Source organism: Luteitalea sp. (assembly GCA_009377605.1).
Classification (GTDB): Bacteria; Acidobacteriota; Vicinamibacteria; order Vicinamibacterales; family Vicinamibacteraceae; genus WHTT01.
This window is the reverse complement of the sequence record WHTT01000036.1, coordinates 1-15,192: the sequence shown is the minus strand read 5'-3', so window position 1 is coordinate 15,192 and position 15,192 is coordinate 1. Positions and strand designations below refer to the sequence as shown.

At 62.9% G+C, this 15,192-nt stretch carries 13 protein-coding genes; all 13 read left to right on the top strand.

From position 1 onward, the window contains the following. The first annotated feature begins 37 nt into the window (after positions 1–37). A complete protein-coding gene (gene tagF, locus GEV06_13765; GenBank protein MPZ18963.1) occupies positions 38–1,516 on the top strand; it encodes a type VI secretion system-associated protein TagF in 1,479 nt (492 codons plus the stop codon). Positions 1,517–1,832: 316 nt separating this feature from the next. Then, complete coding sequence (gene tssA, locus GEV06_13760) at positions 1,833–2,858, top strand: type VI secretion system protein TssA (GenBank protein ID MPZ18962.1); 1,026 nt, start codon at positions 1,833–1,835, stop codon at positions 2,856–2,858. A 33-nt stretch (positions 2,859–2,891) separates the two neighbouring features. Then, positions 2,892–3,404, top strand: coding sequence for a type VI secretion system contractile sheath small subunit (gene tssB, locus GEV06_13755; GenBank protein ID MPZ18961.1), 513 nt, complete (start codon positions 2,892–2,894; stop codon positions 3,402–3,404). Positions 3,405–3,527: 123 nt separating this feature from the next. Next, entirely contained in the window at positions 3,528–5,027 is a 1,500-nt protein-coding gene (gene tssC / locus GEV06_13750; protein ID MPZ18960.1) for a type VI secretion system contractile sheath large subunit, read from the top strand. A gap of 56 nt (positions 5,028–5,083) precedes the next feature. Beyond that, a complete protein-coding gene (gene hcp / locus GEV06_13745; protein ID MPZ18959.1) occupies positions 5,084–5,566 on the top strand; it encodes a type VI secretion system tube protein Hcp in 483 nt (160 codons plus the stop codon). 6 nt (positions 5,567–5,572) lie between these two features. Beyond that, positions 5,573–6,211 carry a hypothetical protein gene (locus tag GEV06_13740; GenBank protein MPZ18958.1) on the top strand — a complete coding sequence of 213 codons (639 nt, stop codon included), beginning with the start codon at positions 5,573–5,575 and terminating at the stop codon, positions 6,209–6,211. 36 nt (positions 6,212–6,247) lie between these two features. Further along, positions 6,248–6,766 (top strand): Hcp1 family type VI secretion system effector, encoded by a 519-nt coding sequence (locus tag GEV06_13735; protein MPZ18957.1) that lies wholly within the window; start codon positions 6,248–6,250, stop codon positions 6,764–6,766. Then, a complete protein-coding gene (locus tag GEV06_13730) occupies positions 6,763–7,641 on the top strand; it encodes a virulence protein SciE type (protein ID MPZ18956.1) in 879 nt (292 codons plus the stop codon). The genes GEV06_13735 and GEV06_13730 overlap by 4 nt, the downstream gene beginning before the upstream one ends. Continuing rightward, positions 7,634–8,149, top strand: a complete 516-nt coding sequence (gene tssE / locus GEV06_13725; GenBank protein MPZ18955.1) for a type VI secretion system baseplate subunit TssE — start codon at positions 7,634–7,636, stop codon at positions 8,147–8,149. The genes GEV06_13730 and tssE overlap by 8 nt, the downstream gene beginning before the upstream one ends. Continuing rightward, on the top strand, positions 8,150–10,057 hold the full coding sequence (tssF, locus tag GEV06_13720; protein ID MPZ18954.1) for a type VI secretion system baseplate subunit TssF: 1,908 nt from the start codon (positions 8,150–8,152) through the stop codon (positions 10,055–10,057). It begins immediately after the preceding gene. Further along, entirely contained in the window at positions 10,021–11,097 is a 1,077-nt protein-coding gene (gene tssG, locus GEV06_13715) for a type VI secretion system baseplate subunit TssG (protein MPZ18953.1), read from the top strand. The genes tssF and tssG overlap by 37 nt, the downstream gene beginning before the upstream one ends. Then, positions 11,094–13,952, top strand: a complete 2,859-nt coding sequence (tssH, locus tag GEV06_13710; GenBank protein ID MPZ18952.1) for a type VI secretion system ATPase TssH — start codon at positions 11,094–11,096, stop codon at positions 13,950–13,952. Before tssG ends, tssH begins: the two co-directional genes overlap by 4 nt. 56 nt (positions 13,953–14,008) lie before the next feature. After that, a partial coding sequence (locus GEV06_13705) for a tetratricopeptide repeat protein (GenBank protein ID MPZ18951.1) occupies positions 14,009–15,192 on the top strand: 1,184 nt, incomplete at its 3' end.

Genomic DNA, 15,192 nt, shown 5'->3' with positions numbered 1-15,192 from the left:
GTAAGCGCCGTGCCCTCTCTCTTCTTGGTGCGGTCCGTTGGAAGTAGGCCTGTACGGCAAGCTGCCGAGCCACGGCGATTTCCTGCGTCGGCGAACGTCCGACGCGTTCGTGAGCGTGTGGGATGCATGGCTGCAGGAGTCAATGGCGGCCAGCCGTTCGGCGCTCGGTGAACGTTGGCTCGACGTCTATCTCACGAGTCCGGCGTGGCGCTTCATGGGGGCGCCGGGCACCTGCGGTTCAGCCCCCGTCATCGGCCTGATGGTGCCCAGCGTCGATCGCGTTGGACGCTACTTTCCGCTGACAGTCGTCACGGAGCTGCCAGCTTCCGCTGGTCTCATCGCGGCGGTGACCGGGACCGCGCCGTTCTTCGACCGTGCCGAGCGCTTGGTGATCGACACCCTCGCGGCGGAGCAGGTCGATTTCGAGAGCTTCGACGAGCGCGTGATCCGCCTGGCCGACGACCTGGTGTCGGTCAGTCTACCGGCGCGTGTGGCGCTCCATCCGGGCGCGGCTGCGATGCTGAACGACGACGGACAGACGAGCGGTTGGCACTTCCCCATTGGCTCACTCGAAGAGCTCACACCATGCTTCGAGCAGCTGCTTTCACACCGGTTGTCGACCCTGTACGAGCCCTTGATGGTGTGGTGGACCGCAGGGTCCTCCATTGTCGAGCCCAGTTGCTTGATTGTGCGGGGCTTGCCGCATCCAGAAACGTTCGCGGCGCTCTTGGAGGGGGCATGGGCGCGCCACCACTGGCAATCGATCCCAGCACATATCGAGACGGATCGGATCCTGCCGGATGCGCTCGTGGAGGGCGAGACGCCGCTCCGCGTTCGATCGGCCGCCGCGAGTGACGTCGGGCGGGCGCGCGCGAACAATGAGGATGCGTTTGTCGAACGGCCAGAGATCGGGCTGTGGGTGGTGGCCGACGGTCTTGGCGGACACAGCGACGGCGAAATGGCGAGCCGAATGGTTTGTGACGCGCTCGCGGATCTCGTACCGCATCCCGCCTTCGAAGATCTCATCGACGCTGCCTATGCGCGTGTGCAAGAGGTCAACGCGCACCTCGTTCGCCGAGCGGGGGATGCCGCCCATGCCGATCGCAGCGGGAGCACGGTTGCTGTCTTGCTGGTACGCGGCACGCGGTGTGTGGTCCTCTGGGCCGGCGACAGTCGCGTGTATCGGTGGCGCACGGGCCGGCTGGAACAGGTCACGCGCGATCACAGTCCAGGAGCCTCGGATCCGCTCGCCGGGCAAGAGCGCTCGCACACCGTGACGCGGGCCGTCGGGATCCATCCCCAATTGGAGCTCGACGTCTATCGGGGTGATGTGCAGCTGGGCGATCGGTTTCTGCTGTGCTCTGATGGACTGACACGAGCCATTCCGGACGCCCGTCTCGGTGAATGGCTCGAGCGCGAGGACATCGGCGCGGCGGTGGAAGGACTGATCAGGACCACCCTGGATGCCGGTGCGCCGGACAATGTCACCGTGCTCATCGCGGAGGCATGTACGTAACCCTGACTCCTCATTCGCTTTGGACTTTTCGGCGAAAGTCGATAGAATCTGCCTCGTTTCAGGAACTTGGCAGCTTTCGGGAAGCGGGCGGTAGCCGACCTAGGGCTCACTGCTGCACAACATAGCGCGGTCTGCGCAATATGTAGTGGTCGTTACTCGCAGGGTCCACAAGGTCACTTTCCCCATTCCTCGGGTAAGGGCAATACTTGAGCACTGTTCGCCGAGGGGCACTCCATCGTTATTCGCAGGAGAGGGCGTACCACAGAGGTGGAGGGTCGCGTAAGGCTGGCTCCCGTCGCCGTGGAGAGGCCGCCGTATGACTGCTGGATGGGATGGTGAAACCCTGCTGCAACCAGTGACAGTCGATCAGCCGTGTGGAGAAGATCTGGAGGACACAGCGCTGCTGGCCTCGTTCGATGCGCTGCGGTTGTTCGGACAGTCGACGTCGCTGGACGCTCCGCCTGATCCGTCCGAGCGCCGGAAGCCGCCGGAATGGGACGAGATCCGAGCGAACGCGACCGAGGCGTTGAGCAAGAGTAAAGATCTTCGGCTCCTGGCATATTTGGGCACAGCGCTGTTGAGAACTGACGGGCTTCCGGCGTTTTTAGAGACGCTCACGGTCGCGTCGCGATGGCTCGAGTCGTATTGGGGCCAGGTGTATCCGCTCCTGGATGAGGACGCGATTGCCCGGCGAAACGCGCTGAACTGCTTTGCCGATCCGATGGCGGTCGTGGAGCGGCTCCGGCGTGTGCCGCTGGTCGACAATCGTCAGCACGGCACGTTCAGCCTCCGCGACATCGAGATCGCCACAGGTCAAGCCCCGATGGGCACGGCGGATGTCAAGGCTGACGAAGGGCAGATCAATGCGGCCTTTACCGAGATGCCGCTGGACGAGTTGGAGGGTCTGCAGCAGAGCGTCGCCGGTGCGGTAGACGCCTTGAACCGGATCGACACGCTGATGCTGACAGAAGGCGGCCCCGAAGTGGTGCCCAGCTTCGACCCGTTGTCGGCGCCTCTCGTCAGAATGAATCGGCTGCTGCGCGCGCAGTTGGCGTCGCGTCCGGACGCAACACACGCCGACGACACCACGGCAGAGACCGACGGAGAGCCGCGCCCTGCTGCAGTGGCGGTCGGCGCGATCAAATCGCGCCAGGATGCCATCCGGGCGTTGGACGCCGTGGCCGACTACTTTCGCAGCAACGAGCCGTCCAGTCCGATCCCGTTGTTCCTGGAACGCGCGAAGCGTCTGGTGTCCAAGGATTTTCTCGAAGTGCTGGCTGATATTGCCCCTGAGGCGCTCCCGGTGGCGCGCGCAGCAGGTGGCGTGAGACAAGACGAGTAGTGCTGTCGGAGACAGCCCACTAGGAGGTGCGTCGTGGCGAAGTCGAGCAGTCAGAAATTCATCGCGCGCAATCGAGCGCCCCGTGTGCAGATCGAGTACGACGTCGAGCTGTATGGGGCGGAGAAGAAGATTCAGCTCCCCTTTGTCATGGGGGTCTTGGCGGATTTGTCGGGTAAGCCGACCGAGGCATTGCCGCCCGTGGCCGATCGGAAGTTTCTCGAGATCGATGTCGACAACTTCGACAGTCGCATGAAGGCGATGAAGCCGCGCGTGGCGTTTCAGGTGCCGAACACGCTCACGGGCGACGGCAACCTCAACGTCGAGCTGACGTTCGAGAGCATGGACGACTTTTCACCGGCGGCGATTGCTCGCAAGGTGGACGCCCTGAACCAGCTGCTCGAAGCGCGGCAGCAGCTTGCCAACCTGATCACGTACATGGACGGTAAGACCGGGGCGGAGGAGCTCGTGAGCAAGCTGTTACAGGATCCGGCTCTTCTGCAGACGCTCGCGACAACGAGTAAGCCGGAGGATGAAGCCTCGTCCTAAGAGGGGGGCTCGACCTCGACATCGGGCTTGGCGCGGCGAACGCCGCGCCCTACCGCCACCTTCGACATCTTGCGGTAGGGCGGCCCTTGAGGGCCGCCATCGACGGACGCGCGGAGACTAGTCATGGCTGACACGAAATCCCAGCAAGACACAACATCGGCCATTGGGGCCGTCGAAGCGAATGAGTTCGATTCTCTCCTGAGAAAAGAATTCAAGCCAAAGACCGACGAAGCCAAGGAAGCGGTGGAGCGAGCCGTTCGCACGCTCGCTGAGCAGGCGCTTTCACAGACGAAGCTGATTGGCGCCGACGTCGTCAAGTCCATCGAGGCGATCATCGCCGAGCTGGACAAGACGCTGACGGAGCAGATCAACCAGATCCTGCACCAGGAGGACTTCCAGAAGCTCGAAGGTGCATGGCGCGGGCTGCACTATCTCGTCACCAACACCGAAACCGACGAGATGCTGAAGATTCGCTTCATGAACGTCAGCAAGGCCGACCTCGGGAAGACCTTGAAGCGGTACAAGGGAACCGCCTGGGATCAGAGCCCGATCTTCAAGAAGATCTACGAGGCCGAATATGGCCAATTCGGTGGCGAGCCCTTTGGCTGTCTCGTGGGGGACTACTACTTCGACCAGACGCCGCCAGATGTCGAGTTGCTCGGCGAACTGTCCCAGGTTTCGGCCGCCGCGCATACCCCATTCATTGCTGGCGCTTCGCCGACGGTGATGCAGATGTCGAGCTGGCAGGAGCTCGCGAATCCTCGGGACCTGACCAAGATCTTCACCACGCCTGAATATGCCGGGTGGCGATCGCTGCGCGAGTCAGACGACTCCCGCTATGTCGGACTGGCGATGCCGCGCTATCTCTCGCGCCTGCCGTACGGCGCGAAGACCAGCCCGGTTGAAGAGTTCGACTTCGAAGAAGAGACCGGGGCCGCCGACCATAGTCGATACACCTGGGCGAACGCCGCCTACGCCATGGCGGTGAACATCAACCGCTCGTTCAAGCTCTACGGATGGTGCTCACGGATCCGCGGCATCGAGTCCGGCGGCGCGGTCGAAGGCCTCCCCACCCACACGTTCCCCACCGACGATGGCGGCGTGGATATGAAGTGTCCGACGGAAATCGCCATCAGTGACCGCCGCGAAGCGGAGCTGGCGAAGAACGGGTTCATGCCGCTCGTGCACAAGAAGAACTCTGACTTCGCCGCGTTCATCGGGGCGCAGTCGTTGCAGAAGCCCTTCGAGTACGACGACCCGGATGCCTCCGCCAACGCCAAGTTGGCCGCACGGCTCCCCTATTTGTTCGCTTGCTGCCGGTTTGCGCATTATCTCAAGTGTATCGTGCGCGACAAGATCGGGTCGTTCAAGGAACGAGATGACATGCAGCGGTGGCTGCAGCGATGGATCATGAATTACGTCGACGGCGATCCGGCGCATTCGTCGGAGAGCACCAAGGCGCAGAAGCCGCTGGCCGCCGCCGAAGTCCAAGTAGAAGAGGTCGAGGGGAATCCAGGTTATTACGCGGCGAAGTTCTTCCTTCGCCCGCACTATCAGCTGGAAGGCCTCACTGTGTCTCTGCGGCTCGTTTCCAAGTTGCCGTCCGCCAAGGCGGCCGGCTGATATCACCACTCGCTTAACACCGACTCACGGTTCGGACTCAACGCAGGAGGATTGTCATGGCAGCAGATATCTTTCTAAAGATTGGCGACATCAAGGGCGAATCGACCGACAGCAAACACAAAGACGAAATCGAGCTCCTCGCATGGTCGTGGGGCGTAACGCAGAGCGGTTCCATGGCCGCCGGTGGCGGCGGCGGTACGGGCAAAGCGAGCTTCAGCGACTTCTCGTTCACCCACTTCGTCGACAAGGCGTCACCGACTCTTCTAAAAGCGTGCGCGACTGGTGAGCACATCAAAGAGGCGACCCTCACCGCGCGGAAGGCAGGCAAGGTCCAGGAGGAGTTCCTCATCTACAAGATGGAGGACGTCCTCATCACCGGCGTGACGCCCTCGGGCAACGGCAGCGATGGTGGCCTGGTGGAGAACGTCTCGTTTCAGTTCGCAAAGGTGGACCTGGAATACAAGGGGCAGAAAGCCGATGGATCGCTCGATGCTGGGATCAAGTTCAAGTATGACATCAAGGCTAACAAAGAAGGATAGCCGCCGATGGTGAAGGTGCCGAGCGCCGCCCGCGCCGTACGTCGCGCAGGCCTTCAGTGCCGGTGGGCCTGTCTCGCCGAAGCGGCGAAGGCGGACGCCATCTGCGACGTACGGCACTTTCACCACCGGTCCTTTGGGAGTAAAACAATGGCATGCGTTACGGTGCGAGAGAACCCCGGCGGCGGCCCAGAATACGAATCATACAACGCCGACTTTCGCGTTGGACGGGCCGCCGCGAACCGCAAAGATGACGTGATGTTGGTGCAAGCACTGCTCAGAATGGTTTACATCCAAGGCTTCGATCCGAAAGGCGAGTACGCTCCGTTGCCGGACGAGCCAGACATCATGGTGGACGGCATCGTCGGGCCCATAACGCAACGCTACATCATGCACTTCAAGGATCAGGCTCGGCGGGCTGGGGTCCCCCTGTACCCAGACCAATGCATGGATCCGATTAGGCACAGTAATCCGCAGAGCGTCTCGACAATCAGAAATCAAAGGTATGCATTGGGGGTGCTCTTGGAAGTCGCGGAGCGTGCCAGGCCTGACCTATTCTCTACCCTACCCGAGCACAAGGACACGCCTGAGATGCTCAGGCGGGCATTGCGGCAGAGACGCGGCGAGGCACAACAGTACGGTGGTTGATCGGTGATTAAGCGCTGGGCGGGAGCTTGACGGACCATGGCGATCAGTGACGCGAAATTCCCGAGTTCCCCAATAGGGGCCGGCGCCGGCGACATGTTCCTCAAGGTCAAGGGGATCAAGGGGGAGTCGCAGGACCAGGCGCACGGCGGCGAGATCGACGTCGTGCGTTGGTCGTGGGGCATGCAGGCCAACACCGCCCTTGGTGGCGGAGGCGCATCGGGGAAGGCCACCGTCCAGGAGCTGAAGATCGTCAAGCGGGTCGATAGCGCCTCGACCGCCTTGATGCTCGCGTTACGGCGGAATCAGGTGATTCCCGAAGCGGTGCTCACCCTGCGCAAGGCGGGCGGGATCCAGCACGAATTTCTGAAGATCACCATCAAGCAAGGGCACGTCACGTCACTCAATATCGAGGCCGGCGACACGGGCGGCAGACCGGAGCCCTTCGAGCACGTCAGCTTCTCGTTCAACGAGATCGCCGTCGAGTACACCGGCCAAGGGAACGATGGACAGCCTCTTGGCAGCATGGCATTCGAAGATCGATTTGGCACCCTATGAGCCTCGCCGCCGCGGCCGAACAGAGCATCAAGAACGGGGACCCTGTCGCGGCGCTCGCCCAACTGCAAGAAGAGGTGCGCGCCAAGCCAGCCGAGGCCAAGCTGCGGATCTTTCTCTTTCAATTGCTCTGCGTGCTCGGGCAATGGGAGCGCGCGCTGAACCAGCTCACCGTCGCATCGAGCCTCGATCCGATTGCCTTGGCGATGGCACAGATGTACGGCGAGGCGGTACGCTGTGAGGCCATTCGACGCGACGTCTTCGATGGCAAGAAATCGCCGATGGTGCTCGGCGAGCCGGAGCAGTGGCTCGCGCTGTTGATCGAGTCGCGCCTGCTCGCGGGCCGGGGTGAGCAGGCGCACGCCGAGGCGCTGCGCGCCCGCGCCTTCGATGAGGCCGACGCCTCGGGCGGCACCATCAATGGACAGCCGTTCTCCTGGATTGCCGATGCGGATTCCCGGCTGGGCCCCGTCCTGGAAGCTCTGATCAACGGGCGATATTACTGGGTGCCCTTCTCCCGTCTGAGCCAGATCGATATCGAGGCCCCGGAGGATCTGCGGGACATGGTCTGGATGCCCGCCCATCTCCAGTTCGAGAACGGAGGCGAGTCGGTGGCGCTGATTCCGAGCCGGTATCCCGGATCAGAGGCGTCAACAGATGGCCTGGTCGCGCTTGCGCGGAAAACGGTGTGGGAAGAAATGGCCGACGGCGGGCACCACGGTCTCGGTCAACGCATCATCACAACGGATGCCGACGAGATGCCGCTCATGGACATCCGCAGGATCGTGATCAGCGGCGAAGCGGACGTGTCTCGCCGACCTGTCTCGCCGAACTCGCGAAGCGACGAAGGCGGAAGCGGAGCGAAGGCGGATGGCTGATCGGCGCACACCGGAGGAACGGCTCCAACCGGTACTGCTCGACCGACTGACCGATGACGAGCCAGAGAAGAAGCTGGAGCCGCGCGAGCAGCGTGTCGTCTCGAAGAGCCGCATGCGACAAGCGGTGCTGCGCGATCTCGCCTGGCTCTTCAACGCCACGCGTCTCGAGGCCGAAGCGGGTCTCGCGGGCGCACCCTACGCACGGCGGTCCGTGATGTTCTTCGGACTGCCGGCGCTCTCTGGAAAGACGGCGTCCTCGCTCGATGTGAGCGAGATCGAGCGAGCCATTCGTCAATCCGTCCTGGACTTCGAGCCGCGTATCCTGCCGAGCACGTTGCAGGTGAGAGCGCTCGACGTCGATCAGCTCGAGCATCACAACATCATCGGGGTCGAGATTTACGGCCACCTCTGGGCGCAGCCGGTGCCGGTGGAACTGCTCGTACGAACCGAGATCGATCTCGAAACTGGCGAGGTGCAGATCGCCGATCTCGCATCGCGCATCAAGTGAATGGACCCCCGTCTACTTCGGCACTACAATCTCGAGCTGCAGCATCTGCGCGAGATGGGCGCAGAGTTCGCCCAGCAATTCCCGAAGATCGCCGCCAGGCTCGGAATGCACGGGCTGGAGGTCGCCGACCCGTACGTCGAGCGGCTCCTCGAAGGGGTCGGGTTCCTGGCCGCGCGTGTTCAGCTCAAGCTCGACGCCGAGTTCCCGCGCTTCACTCAGGCCCTGCTCGAGGTCGTCTACCCGCACTACCTCGCGCCGACACCGTCGATGCTCGTGGCCGAGCTCCAGCCCGATACGAGTGAGCCCAGCCTCGCAACCGGTGCGCGGACGGTCCCGCGCGGCGCCACCATGCACTCGGTGCTTGCACCCGAGGACGTGACAGCGTGTGAGTTTCGCACGGCGCACGACGTCACCCTGTGGCCACTCGAGATCATCTCGGCAAGTTATTTCTCCTTTGCCCCCGATCTCCCGCTCAACCGGCTCCCGATCGCGCAACGCATCAAAGGTGGCCTCCGCATCCGGCTCAGAACGACAGACGGCATCACCTTCTCCCAGATGCCCCTCGACCGGCTCAGTTTCTATCTGACCGGACGCGACGATGTGGCGAACCAGCTGTATGAGTTGTGTCTCGCCGCCGGTCTCGGCGTGCTGGTGCGCCCGCCGAAGGGCCCGCCTGCCTCGCCGAAGCTGCGGAGCAGCGAAGGCGGGCTGGAGTTCCTCGCTTCCTCGACCATTCGGCCGGTCGGATTCGACGATCGTGAAGCGCTGTTGCCGGTGACATTGCGCTCGTTTCAAGGCTATCGGCTGCTGCAGGAGTACTTCGCGTTCCCGCAGCGCTTTCGCTTCTTCGAGCTGACGGGCCTCGGACGAGGGGTACGACAGGTCGAGGGAAACGAGATCGAGCTCGTGATCTTGCTCAGCCGTGGGGATCCGGATCTCGAGAGCGTGGTGGACGCCTCGAATTTCAAGCTGTTCTGCACACCGGCCGTCAACCTCTTTCCGAAGTCGCGCATCGACCGCATTCACGTCACCGATTCCACGCACGAGTTTCACGTCGTCGCGGATCGCACCAGACCCCTGGATTTCGAGATCTACGAGGTGACCGAGGTCATCGGCCATGGCGCCGGCACTGACAGCGAGCAGCGGTTTCTCCCGTTCTACGAGGCCTACAGCACGGACGACGAACATCACCGAGCCGCGTATTTCACGACGCGCCGTGAGCCCCGGCTGGTCCCGCCGGAACAGCGCTACCGCGCGCGCTCCAGCTACATCGGCAGTGAGGTCTTTCTCGGGCTCGTGGATTCCGCTCAGGCCCCGTACAGCGCCGATTTGCGGCAGCTCTCGATTCAAGGGCTCTGCACCAATCGGGACCTGCCGCTGCAGATGTCCGTCGGTATCGGCAAGAGCGACTTCTCGTTGAACATCGCTGCGCCGGTCTCGACGATTCGCGTCATCAGCGGACCCAGTCGTCCGTACCCCGCCTTGGCCGATGGCGCCGTCGCCTGGCGCGCCATCAGTCATCTATCGCTCAACTATCTCTCGCTCGTGAACTCCACGCCACAGGAAGGCGCGACGGCGCTGCGCGATATGCTGGAGCTCTACGCGGCCACGGCTGATGCGAGCGCCAGACGGCAGATCGAGGGACTCAGATCTGTCCGAGTGGGGCGTGTGGTGCGGAGGCTGCCGACACGCGGCCCACTCGCGTTCGGCCGCGGCCTCGAGATCACGGTGGAGGTCGACGAGCTGGCCTTCGAGGGCGGGAGCGCCTATCTCCTGGGGGCGGTGCTCGATCAGTTCTTCGCGCGCTACGCGTCGATCAACTCCGTCACGGAGACCGTCTTGCGATCGCAAAGTCGGGGTGAGATCAGCCGATGGATGCCACATTGGGGCGCCAGGCCAACGCTTTGAGCCTGTTCGCGCGGTTGGCGGAAGCGCCGTACGATTACGATTTCTATCAGACGCTGCGGCGATTGGAATGCCTGTACGCTGAAAAGCCCCGCTGGGGTCGAGCGTTGCGTCCACTCGATGAGCCGGTGCGTCTGGGGCAAGAACCGGACCTATCGTTTGCGCCCGCGCCGCTGGCGTCATTCGAGATGGGGCGCGATGGACGACCGCCGCGCCTTCAGGTGAGACTGTTCGGTCTCCTTGGCCCCAACGGCCCGTTACCGCTCCATCTCACGGAATATGCCCGGGAACGCCTTCGGCACGCGGGCGATCCGACGTTCAGCCGGTTTCTCGATCTCTTCCATCATCGCTTCCTCGCGCTGTTCTATCGAGCATGGGCGCAAGCCCAGCCGCATGTTCAGCGCGATCGGCCCGACGAGGACCGCTTTGCCGCATTTGTCGGGGCGTTCGCCGGCGTGTCACCTGCGCCCTTCCGCAATCGCGACGCCGTGCCCGACCTCGCCAAGCTCTTTCACGTGGGCGCGCTCGTTCGTCAGGTGCGAAACGCGGAGGGCCTGGGCGCCATTCTCCAGCATTTCTTCCGTGTTCCGGTGCGGATCGAAGAGTTCGTCGGGCATTGGATGTCCTTGGGCGCGGGTGAGCGCACGCGTCTCGGGGCTGACGGCGCGACCCTTGGCACAGGAGCGGTTGTCGGCCGCGCGGTCTGGGATCGTCAGCACAAGTTTCGGATTCATCTCGGACCGCTCGCACTGGCGCAATACGAGAGTTTCCTGCCTGACAAGGGCGGACCTGTCTCGCCGAAGCCGCAACGCGGCGAAGGCGGACCCCTCCGCCAACTGGTGGACTGGGTCAGGATGTATCTCTGCTTCGAGCTGGATTGGGACGTTCGCCTGTGCCTCGACAAGCACGAGGTCCCGCCGCTGAAGCTCGGCGGACGTGGACAACTTGGATGGACGACCTGGCTCGGCCAGCGGCGCACCGAGACCGATGCCGATGAGCTGTGCCTGGATGCAGAAAGTGTCGTTAACCGGTCACGACCATGAGCGAAATCAGTCGCACGGCGTTGTTTGGCAAGCTCAATCGCCTCGCGTACAAGGCCATCGAGGGCGCCACGACCTTCTGTAAGCTGCGTGGGAATCCGTACGTCGAGTTGGTGCACTGGGTCCAGCAGATCCTGCAGACACCGGACTCGGACCTCCATCGGATTGCCCGGCATTTCGAGATCGATCCCTCACGACTGGCCGAGGACATGACCGACACGTTGGACCGTCTGCCGCGGGGCGCGACATCGATTTCCGATCTCTCGACGCACGTCGAGAATGCCGTTGAGCGCGGTTGGGTGTATGCAACCCTGATGTTCGGCGACATGCAGGTGCGCACGGGTCATTTGATCGTCGGGATACTCAAGACACCCTCCCTGCGGAATGCGTTGATCGGCATCTCACGGCAGTTCGAGAAAGTGAAGCTCGACACGTTGACGGAAGAGTTCGCGCGGATAGTCCACGGCTCACCCGAAGACATGCAGGAGGCAGCCGATGGCTCGTCGCTGGCGGCACCCGGCGAAGCGAGCCATGCGATGGCACCCGCGCAAATGGGCAAGCAAGAGGCGCTCAAGCGATTTGCGACGGACTTGACCGACCGGGCGCGCAAAGGCCAGATCGATCCTGTGAGCGGTCGCGACGAGGAGATCCGGCAAATCGTCGATATCCTGATGCGCCGGCGACAGAACAATCCAATCTTGACGGGAGAAGCGGGTGTCGGGAAGACCGCGGTCGTCGAAGGCTTTGCCGCGCGCGTGGCCCAAGGCGACGTGCCGCCGCCGCTGCAGAATGTCTCCGTCCACACGCTCGACATCGGGCTCCTACAGGCCGGGGCGAGTATGAAGGGAGAATTCGAGGACCGCTTGCGCCACGTGATTGAGGACGTGCAGTCGTCACCCAAGCCGATCATCTTGTTCGTCGACGAAGCGCATACGCTGATTGGTGCAGGAGGCTCGGCGGGCACGGGAGACGCGGCGAACCTGCTCAAGCCGGCCCTGGCGCGAGGCACCTTGCGCACCATCGCCGCCACGACCTGGGCCGAATACAAGAAATACATTGAAAAAGACCCCGCGCTCACGCGTCGGTTTCAGGTGGTGCAGGTGGCCGAGCCCAGCGAGGAGAAAGCCATTCTGATGGTGCGTGGGGTCGCATCGATACTCGAGAAGCACCACCGAGTGCAGGTGCTCGACGAGGCGCTCGAAGCGGCGGTCCGTCTGTCGCATCGCTACATTCCGGCGCGTCAGCTGCCCGATAAAGCGGTGAGCCTCCTCGACACCGTCTGCGCACGCGTGGCCATCAGTCAGCATGCCGTCCCGCCGCAACTCGAAGACTGTCGGCGAACGATTGAGGCGTTGCAGATCGAGTTGGGCATCATTGGACGCGAAGAGGCCATTGGCGTCGACGCCGCCGACCGTCGGATGGTCTGCGAGGAAAAGCTCGTAGCTGCTGAGACTCGGTGTGCTGAGTTGGAACAGCAATGGCAGGCGGAGCGCGAGCTGGTGGATCGAATCCTTGCCGTTCGCGCGAAGCTGCGAAAAGGAGCCGAGCGCGTGGAAGGGACGGGAAGCACGCTCGAGCAGGCTGCCCAGGCGCAACGCGAATCAGGCTTGCCTAGCCGTAGCTCGCCGGAGGCGAGCGAAGGCTGGCCGGCCGTTGACACCGTGGGATCAGCAGCTAGAGCAGCACGTAGCGAGGGGTCTTTAGACCCCTCGCCTTTGGACCCCGCGCAGGCGCCACCTGGAAGCCTCTCGGCGGCGGTGCCGGAGCCGCGTGAGACACTGCTCGCCGAGCTTGCCGACCTCCAAGCGAAGCTGACGACGCTGCAAGGCGAATCCCCGCTCATTCTGCCAAGCGTCGATGAGCAGGCGGTCGCGTCCGTCGTGCAGGACTGGACAGGCGTGCCGGTCGGACGGATGGTCAAGAACGAGATCGAGACGCTGCTGAATCTCGCGGAAACCCTCAACCAGCGCGTGCTCGGGCAGCGGCATGCGCTCGACATGATCGCGCGTCGCATCCATACCTCGCGCGCAAAGCTCGACAACCCGAACAAGCCGATTGGTGTCTTCATGCTCTGCGGTCCGTCCGGGGTGGGCAAGACCGAGACCGCCTTGACGCTGGCCGAGGCGCTGTACGGTGGCGAGCAGAACGTCATCACCATCAACATGAGCGAGTTCCAGGAGAAGCACACCGTCTCGACGCTCAAGGGCTCACCGCCAGGCTATGTAGGTTACGGCGAAGGCGGCATCCTCACGGAAGCGGTCCGGCGGCGTCCTTACAGCGTTGTCCTCCTGGACGAGATCGAGAAAGCACACCCTGACGTGCACGAGCTCTTCTTTCAGGTCTTCGACAAAGGCTGGATGGAGGACGCCGAAGGGCGGCACATCGATTTCAAGAACACGATTGTTCTGCTGACCTCGAACGTCGGGACCGATCTCATCATGAGCATGTGCAAGGATCCGGAGCTCATGCCCGATCCTGAAGGCATCGCCAAAGGCTTACGTGAGCCGCTCTTGAAGAGATTCCCGGCGGCGTTGCTCGGTAGGTTGGTCGTGATTCCGTATCATCCGCTGAGCGACGAGATGCTGGCCAATATCGTTCGCTTACAGCTCGGCCGCATTGCAAAGCGCGTCGGCGATCAGCACAAGATCCCGTTCGACTACGACGAGCAGGCCGTCACCCTCATCGTCAGCCGGTGCACCGAGGTGGAGAGCGGTGGGCGCATGATCGATGCGATACTCACGAATACCGTGTTGCCTGCCATCAGCCACGAGTTTCTGACGCGGACAATGGCGGGGTCGGCACTGAACCGCGTGCGTCTCGCGGTGGCGGACGGAAACTTCGCGTATCAGTTTGATTGAGGCCGTGCGCCTCCGTTGAGGGTAGGGCGGGGCTTCATAGCCCCGCCGGGCACAAGATGGAAGAGTCTCCGACACCAATACCCGAAGTCACCGTCGAGGAGGCGGTGTCACTTGCCATTCGGCTGCAGAAGAATCAACAGTTGGCCGAGGCGGCCGAGCTCTATCGCCGGATTCTCGAGCTCGTTCCCGATTATCCAAACGCCTTGCACTACTCGGGTGTGCTCGCCCACCAGCAGGGACGAAGTGACGAGGGGATCTCCCTGATCGAGAGAAGCCTCACGCTCGAGCCGGGTCAGGCGGATTGGTACAGCAACCTGGGCATCGTTCTCCAGGATCGAAGCAAGCTGGACGACGCCATCGTCGCCTATCAGCGCGCGATTGCGCTCGATCCGAATCATGCCAATGCGCACAACAATCTCGGAGTGCTGCTGCGCGCGCAGGGCAGACCCGTCGAAGCCGAAACGGCCTATCGAACCGCCATTCGCCTCAATCCGGACCGCATTGATGCGTACACCAACCTGGGCATTCTGCTGACGGGACAAAAGCGAATGCAGGAGGCGGTGGCCTGCTTCTGCAAGGTCATCACGCTCAGGCCGAAGCACCCGGAAGCTCGAAGACTCCTGGCGCTGGCGCACTGCACCATCGGCGAGGTCGATAAGGCGGTGAAGATCTTCGAAGACTGGCTCGATGAGGAGCCCGAGGAACCGATCGCGCGGCACATGCTCGCGGCCTGCTCGGGTCAGGGTGTTCCAGCACGCGCGTCGGATGGCTTCATCGAAAAGATCTTCGACAGTTTCGCCGCATCCTTCGATTCCAAGCTCACCAAGTTGTCATACCGCGCCCCGGCGCTGGTTGCCGCGATGCTGGCGGATCTGACCCAAGCGCCGAAAAGCCTCGATGTGCTCGACGCCGGGTGCGGCACCGGGCTCTGCGGCCCGCTCGTCGCTCCCTTCGCACGGCGCCTCGTCGGCGTCGACCTGTCTGCCGGTATGCTGGCTCAGGCGAAAGAAAAGCACGTCTATGACGACCTGGTCAAGAGCGAGTTGACCGCATATCTCCGGGAGCACAAAGAGGCGTTCGATGTCATCCTGTCAGCCGACACGCTGGTCTATTTCGGTACCCTGGAAGAGATCGTCGCCGTTGCCGCGGCCGCCCTGCGATCCAACGGGTTACTGATCTTTACCCTCGAGGAAGCGACTGACGGCGAGTCCACGAAAGACTATCGCCTCGCGCCGCATGG